Origin of the sequence: uncultured Mucilaginibacter sp., from assembly GCF_903913935.1 — a bacterium.
Lineage (GTDB): Bacteria > Bacteroidota > Bacteroidia > Sphingobacteriales > Sphingobacteriaceae > Mucilaginibacter.
This window is the reverse complement of sequence record NZ_CAIWNH010000290.1, coordinates 1-7,742: the sequence shown is the minus strand read 5'-3', so window position 1 is coordinate 7,742 and position 7,742 is coordinate 1. Positions and strand designations below refer to the sequence as shown.

Annotated in this window: 4 protein-coding genes; 2 read left to right on the top strand and 2 right to left on the bottom strand. The window is 44.9% G+C overall.

The features are described 5' to 3' along the window. Positions 1 to 252: 252 nt before the first annotated feature. Positions 253 to 2,172, bottom strand: coding sequence for an SPFH domain-containing protein (locus QZY09_RS11570; protein ID WP_295672534.1), 1,920 nt, complete (start codon positions 2,170 to 2,172; stop codon positions 253 to 255). A gap of 1,472 nt (positions 2,173 to 3,644) precedes the next feature. Between QZY09_RS11570 and QZY09_RS11565 the strand changes: the two genes are divergently transcribed. Next, entirely contained in the window at positions 3,645 to 5,474 is a 1,830-nt protein-coding gene (locus QZY09_RS11565) for a beta-L-arabinofuranosidase domain-containing protein (protein WP_295672532.1), read from the top strand. A gap of 66 nt (positions 5,475 to 5,540) precedes the next feature. Then, the gene (locus tag QZY09_RS11560) at positions 5,541 to 5,996 is read left to right on the top strand and encodes a hypothetical protein (RefSeq protein WP_295672530.1); all 456 of its coding nucleotides are present in this window, start codon (positions 5,541 to 5,543) and stop codon (positions 5,994 to 5,996) included. Positions 5,997 to 6,031: 35 nt separating this feature from the next. Here QZY09_RS11560 and QZY09_RS11555 read toward each other — a convergent pair whose 3' ends face one another. Then, on the bottom strand, positions 6,032 to 7,582 hold the full coding sequence (locus tag QZY09_RS11555) for an alpha-L-arabinofuranosidase C-terminal domain-containing protein (protein WP_295672528.1): 1,551 nt from the start codon (positions 7,580 to 7,582) through the stop codon (positions 6,032 to 6,034). Positions 7,583 to 7,742 lie beyond the last annotated feature (160 nt).

Genomic DNA, 7,742 nt, shown 5'->3' with positions numbered 1-7,742 from the left:
GGCGACCCTTGTGGTCGCCCCTGTTTTTGAACCATTGCAGAAATTTTGCAATCATTATGCCGGATTCGGGATGGCGGAGCCGGATTTGAGATCGCCGGATCGGATTGGTGGCCGTATCCCGAAATTGGATTGCATTGGTGGCTACGTCGTTTAGGGCGACCACAAGGGTCGCCCCTACGGAAGTCTGCACGGTTCATTTGTCTGAACTCGAATTTAGGGAATTCAAGAATTAGCAGAATTTCTATCTAATCTCTATTCACTACCCAATGGCTTTTTCTCAACACTCACTTTCTCAGCATTCACTTTCTCCCCTTCCTCATTCGCTTTTTGCAGCTTTTTCAGCATTTCGTTGCCGATAAGGGCGTCGATCATGCCGTTGCCGCCGCCATCTTTACCGCTCACAAGGATATCAGGTACTAATTTGATACCATTACTTGCCAGTGCTTCGGCTACACGTACAATGGCGTATTGTTCGGTACCCATGGCCATGGTTTTTTGCTTGGTTACTTCGGCTTCGGCCAAACCTATGGCTTTTATTTTGCTCGCTTCGGCGTTACCGTTTACTTCAGTTGCGTTGGCATCAGCTTTGGCGTTAACTGTTTTGGCTTCGGCATCGGCCTTGGCAATGGTGATCCGCACTTCAGCATCGGCAGTTGCATTAATGGTTTTGGCCTGGGCCTCACCACGCGAAGCGGCAACTTTTGAAGCGGCCATCTGGGTGTTGATCTCCACCTGGCGGGTTGATTTCACCACTTCAGGCTGCATATCGGCACCGGCTTTGGCACTTTCAAATTCCTTACGCTCAATTTGCGCGTTACGCTGGATCTCGTAGGTAACCTTTTCCTGTTCGGCTATCTTACGGTCGGTTAGCGTTTTCATTAAAGCGGCAGGCGGCACAATGTCACCGATCAGCGTATCAACACTCACCACGTTATAATCATCCAGCACTTTGCTGATGTGCTGTTTGGCATCATCCTGCCTTTGGATCCGGTTGGCCAAAAATTCGATCACGTCGCTTTTTTGTGCCGAGTTACGGAAATAGTTGGCAATGGTAGGCTCCAGTACCTGCGAAACCAGGTTTTTCATATTACCAAACCGCGCGATCACTTTTGGCGCCTCATTGCGCGGGATATGGATGATCTGCGACACGTCGAGGTTAAAAGTAAACCCGTCAGACGACCTTACTGTAATGGTACACAGGTTTTTATCCAGCTCGTGCGCCTCGGTACGGCTATCGGCCCAATTGAGCACGATATTGGTTGTCGGCACTATTTCCACCGCATGGGTGTAAATATTTACGGGGTGTTTACCGGGATCAAGCGGCTGATCCCAAACACCTTTTTCGTTGCGCTTTACAATATTACCATGTTTAAAGCCTTCGCCACTGGTATCTTTTCCTTCCGGACCAACAAAGGAGTTGACCACACCCACATAACCGATCGGGATATAGATCATATCTACCTGCTCAACGATCACAAACCAGGGGTTTAAATAATAAGTACCCGCCAGGATCACATCTTCCTGCAAGCCCTTCATACCACCCGCGGTGATGAAGGCCATCGGGTCCTGGAAGTTTTTATGTCCGGGTACCGATACGCCGGCAATCTCGCCTTTATCGAGCGGCTCGCCATCCAGTGTGGTAATAATACCTACTTTATTTTCGTGGATCTGGGTAATGGGCACCATTTCGATATCAAACAAAAAGGTATTGATACGGTAACTACCGGGCGTTAAGAATGCCGCCTGGGGGCCTTTCTGCCCGTTATTATCCAAAAACTTCACCGCGTCCTGGAATTTGTCAGATTCCACAGGTTTACCCAGTACGCGGCCGGTATCCATGCCCGCGCCATCTTTTGCTTTTACCAGGCCCAGGTTGCCCTGCTCAATAATGGTAAAGGGCGCCATGGTAATGGCAAATTGCCAGGGCCACATGCCCCAGTATAAACCCGGGGCAAGCGCTTTGGCCTGCATACCCGCTTCGCCATTGATGGCGATGATCCGGCCGTCGGGCAATCTTTTAGCACCCGACAAAGCATACTTTTTTACCACAAGGCCTATACGATCATCGGGTACGATAACCATACCGAAAAATACGCGCAGTACAAATTTGTACATTAATAAAACAACTACAATAGGCACAGCCCACCATAGGATTGGAATTAAATCGTTCATTTTTTTTTAGATTGAATAAGTTGAATTTCTATAAACGGAACCCTTGAGATGCGGGCCCTCACTGAAACTTACAGCATTTATGATATTTAACCTGGCTGTATAGTGTAATTTAGAGAACAGGGTAATGGTTTTGTTACACATCGGGATAAGATTATTTCCAAATATGTTTGAATAGGTTGGGATTAGCAAGGGTTTTGAGAAATAAGATTTAACATTTGTAGATATCCATCGGAGGCTGCTTAAACTGAAATCAAAGTGCATTTTTATTTGTGGAATTATGTTCATGTTTATTTCAAATCACACCAGGCTAAACCGCTTTAGCGGTGTTGTATAAAGTTAGGTGGCATGCAATAGGTGGCCAGGAAATAATAATTATGATGAAGATTAAGATCGTTTATATAACTGTCGTGTTAATAAATATAATGATTGGCGTAACATGTTTTTCAAAATATGAATCGTCTGATAGCACATACACTGTAAAGCCTGGTATTGCGGACATGAAAAAGTTAGCAAAAGAAAAAGCCGAAACGCTGGGGGGGATCAACAGAATAAGGAAAACTACGCAGACAATGTTTATTTGCAGTTCAGTGGTGGTAGCTTTGTTCTCTTTGATTTTATTAAAATTTAACTTGTTTAGACCTAAACTTATAATAAAAGTAATTTTGGCACTTTCAATAGTGTCGGCAATATTGTTCGTAGTTGCAAACCTGTTAAACGTCATTCTGGGACCCGCCCCATCGGTAAAGATTACGTATGGAAATACAATAGTTTAGTGTTCCGATTGGCTGTATTCCCGACCCGTCTGTTCGATCCAAAATACAAGATATACGCCGTAGGGGCGCCCCTGGTGGGTGCCCTGGATTATTGAGATTGCACATGATTTCCCGGGATTAACGCCTGCGACTCTGGGTTCGGATTATATGGTCGCGTGTTTAGGGCGACCACAAGGGTCGCCCCTACCGTTTATGATTATTCGAATTGTTGAAAATTGGCAGACAAACTATTTGCCAGGAACCGCTTCAATCGCCTTTTTTATCTCCCCAAAAATGGCCATATTTGAATCTATCCAAAAAGCATCCAGCCGTCTATTTTTTTAGTATAAAAATTGTTTGCGCGATTTTTTTCTTCTTTTTGAGAGTTTTTCTTTGACATCATTTCACATTTATTTAATTAACAGTACTTTAATAAATAAATTATCATTTTTTGCCTGGTACCAAAAACGCGTTTTGCCTACGGAATGACCCTAAAAAGTGGCACCCAAAATGCATTTAGCCTTCAGAATGGCACTAAAAAGTGGCGCCCAAAACACGTTTTGGATACCACTTTTTCAGTGAGCTTTATAAGTTGGCAGTTTGGTAGCAGCGGCAAGATTGCCGGTAAATTTTCCTTCGGTTTTGGGCGTTATTGTTTGAATTGACTTAAAAGATAAGTAAACCAAAATTCCCCTATATTTAACCTAAATTTGGTTTATTATGAGAAGACTTTTTTTGTTCTTGCTGCTTGGCCTTGCTGGTTCAAAGGCCATGTGTATTGACCCGGTTAAAACCTACGGGCCCATCATACCCAATAAGATTCAGGACAAATATACCCCGGCCTATTACCAGAACATTGGCGGGTACCTGGGTTACCGGATGAATATCAACCTTGAAAAAAGGCTGTTAAAAATTGATTCGGCCACCCTGCTGTCGGGTTTCAGGAAACGCCCCGGCGAGCAGGTTTGGATAGGCGAGCATGTGGGCAAGTTTTTATTCTCGGCCTCAAAAACCTATGCCTATACGCACGATGCCCGCATTAAACACCTGATGGATGATATGGTGCAAAAGTATATTGTTTGCCAGATGCCGGATGGCTACCTGGGCACCTACCTTTATAAAGACCGCTGGACCGACTGGGATGTTTGGGCGCATAAATATGCCATTATCGGCCTGTTGAATTATTATTCGGTTACCGGCTATAAACCCGCACTGGAAACTGCAAAACGGGCCGCAGATTTGATATGCCGTACTTTTGGTGACGGACCCGGCAAACGCGACCTGATGTTAGCCGGCGATCATGTTGGCCTTGCCCCCGGCAGCATACTGGAGCCAATGGTGGACCTTTACCGATATACCGGTAATAAAAAGTATCTTGATTTTAGTAAATATATCCTCCGCGCGTTTGAACAGAAAGATGGCCCGAAGATCGTAGGCGGGCTGGAAAGATATGGCGACGTAACCAAAGTGGGCGATGCCAAAGCTTATGAAATGCTTTCCTGCTTTTTGGGGATGCTTAAATATTATAAACTTACCGGGGATACCAAATACTTAACCCTGCTGCAATCCGCCTGGACGGACATTACCCTGCACCATCTTTACATTACGGGTACTGCCAGCGACCATGAAGTATTTCCGGCCGACGGCACCCTGCGGGCCACCAATAGCGATGATATGGGTGAAGGCTGCGTTACGGTAACCTGGATCCAGTTTAACCTGTCATTACTTCAAATTACAGGCGACACAAAATACGCTACCGAAATGGAGCGATCGGTATACAACCATTTGCTGGCTGCCGAAAACCCGCAAACAGGCTGCGTAAGCTATTATACCGCGCTGCAGGGCGCCAAGCCCTACCGCTGCGACCAGGGTTACTCCTGCTGCCTCTCCAGTGTACCCAGGGCAATCTCGCTGATCCCCGAAATGATGGGTGGCAAAATAAATAATGTTTTTACCGTGCTGCTATACGAAAACGGCGAAGCATCAACCCAAATCATAGCCAATGATCATTCAAAGATCAGCCTGAAAGTGAATGCGGTGACGCGGTTCCCGTTAGATGGGAAGGTTGAATATACCATATCACCCTCGGCAACCAAAACATTTAAAATTGATTTCCGGGTGCCCGATTGGTCGGAGAACTTTATAGCAAGCATTGGCGGCGAAACTTATAAGGGCAAAAAAGGCCAATTACTCGGCATCGAAAGAAAATGGCATGCCGGCGATAAAGTGGCCATAACATTTGATATGCCCGTGCAGGTAATCCCCGGCGGTATTTCATTTCCAAATTCAGTAGCAGTAAAAAGGGGGCCACAGGTATTTGCCATAGACAAAGGCCTTAACAGGCAAATTGACTCGCTAAAGGATGTCAACTACGTTAAATACGATGGTGAGCTTACTAATGCCAGCGCAAGTTTACCGGCCGACTGGGATTGGAAGGAAGCTTTTTTCTTGAACATGAAGGTGAATAATATCCCTCAACAGGTGATGGTGGTTCCCTTTGCGGAAGCAGGGCAAAAGAGCGCGGGTATTGAGGTTTGGATAAACAGGTGACGAATTGGGTAACATTGTTATTATCCGGTATTTTAATGATATATTTGATTACCCATTTTATCCCGGATGAAAAACTATGTTATGGCGGCAATAGCCGTTATTATGCTGGCTTCCTATGGTTGCATTAAAAAAGGCACACCAGGTCCTGAAACAACCAATACCACCCCTGCCTTTACCTTCACCCCTTCTAAAAATCCGGTGGTTACCCCTGTAAACGGCAACTGGCAATGGATTAAGAGCTACGGCGGCGAAGGCGGATTAAGCACCCCGGCCACCTCAAATTCAACCATGAGCATAGATTTTAAATCAGACTCAACAGTAGAAGAATACAGGAATGGCACCCTCGGCTTACACGAAAATTTTAGTTATTTAAACAGCTATACTTTTTTTGATAATTCAGTATCAGCTGCTGTGGAAATAAACCAGCTTTATTACCGGCCTACCATCAGTAACGATACGCTAAGGCTCGACGTAATTGTAATGGCCGACCCTTCGTACTCGCTGTTTGTTAAGATTAAATAGTTTAGCCCGATTGCCATAGCAACCGGGCTAAACTGTTATTGCAATTCAAGCGTAACCACTGATTTTGCAGGCAGTACCACTACTAAATTACCCCCATCTTTTTTGGCGCCATTAAAGCTTTCGAGGTGAATTTTATCAGGCTGATCAAAAGTATTGATATCGGTGATATTAGCCGAGGTCAGGATCTGGCCCGTAACTGTTTTCCACTGGATATTTTTCAATGCAGTACTTATCGTTATATTGTTGTGCAGGTCAAGGTTTACCAGCGAGATATGCACCTTACCTGATGAATCCTGCGAAGCAGAAACATTAACCGCCGCCATTTTTTTACCATCAACCACATAATCAGGAGAGATCAATTGGATAGGCAAATATTTGGCATCCTGGTGCACCTTGTACATATCAAAAATATGATAGGTTGGGGTCAGCAGCATTTTTTCTTTATCAGTTAAGATAAGCGATTGCAGCACATTGATGGTTTGTGCTAAAGCAGCGCCGCGCACTCTGTCGCAATGGTTATTAAATATATTAAGGTTAGTACCTGCTATTAAAGCATCGCGCAGGCTGTTTTGCTGGAATAAAAAGCCGGGATTGGTGCCGGGTTCAACATCGGTCCAAACGCCCCATTCGTCAACCACCAGGGCGACATGTTTTTCGGGATCATATTTATCCATAATGGCGGCATGCTTGGTAACCAGCGTATCCATTTTAAGGCATTTCTGCATGGTGGCAAAATATTCGCTCTCGCTAAAACTGGTAGCTGATCCTTTATGGCCCCAATTACCGGTTGGAACGGTGTAATAATGCAATGATATTCCCCACATAAAGTAATCAGGGATATTTTTCATGATCACCTCGGTCCAGTTATAATCATCGGAATTAGGCCCGCTGGCAATCTTTTTCAACGGAGCGCCGGGATAGTTTTTGGCGAAAGACGCGTAGCGTTTAAACTGGTCGCTATAAAACTCAGGCGTCATATTTCCGCCGCAACCCCAGCTTTCGTTACCGATACCCCAAAAAGTTACTTTGTATGGGTCAGGGTGTCCGTTTTGTTTGCGCATTTCGGCAATGGTGCTGGTACTGTTGCTGTTTACGTATTCAATCCATTTCGACATTTCTTCTACCGTTCCGCTGCCCACATTGGCAGCCATGTAAGGCTCACAGTGCAGCAGGCTGCAAAGTTCCAAAAACTCATGTGTGCCAAAGCTGTTATCTTCGGTAGTGCCGCCCCAGTTGGTATTTACCATCTTTGGCCTTTGTTCGGCCGGGCCAATACCATCGCGCCAGTGGTATTCGTCAGCAAAACAGCCGCCGGGCCAGCGCAGGCTCGGGATCTTTATTTTTACAAGCGCTTTAACAATATCAAGCCGTATCCGGTCCTGCTTTTCAACCGGCATGGTTTTATCTACCCAAAAACCACCGTAAATGCCATGTCCCAAATGTTCGGCAAACTGGCCGTAGATGTATTTGCTGATGATGAGTTTTGAATCGTTGCTGATGCTAAGATTAGCAGTTGTCTGCGCATTTGCGGCTAAAGCAGACCCGGCCATAATCAGCAAAATGCTGAGTTGTTTTTTGAAGATCATAATTGGTTAATAAGTGTTGAAATAACAATTGTTAAATGTATAAAGAATTTTCAAATCACAGCATAATCCTTTAAATTTATTTAATTTCGGGCAGCTTGAAATCATCATGAAAAAACACGCCATTTTAATATTCAGTGCATTATTGTTTTTAGGGATCGCG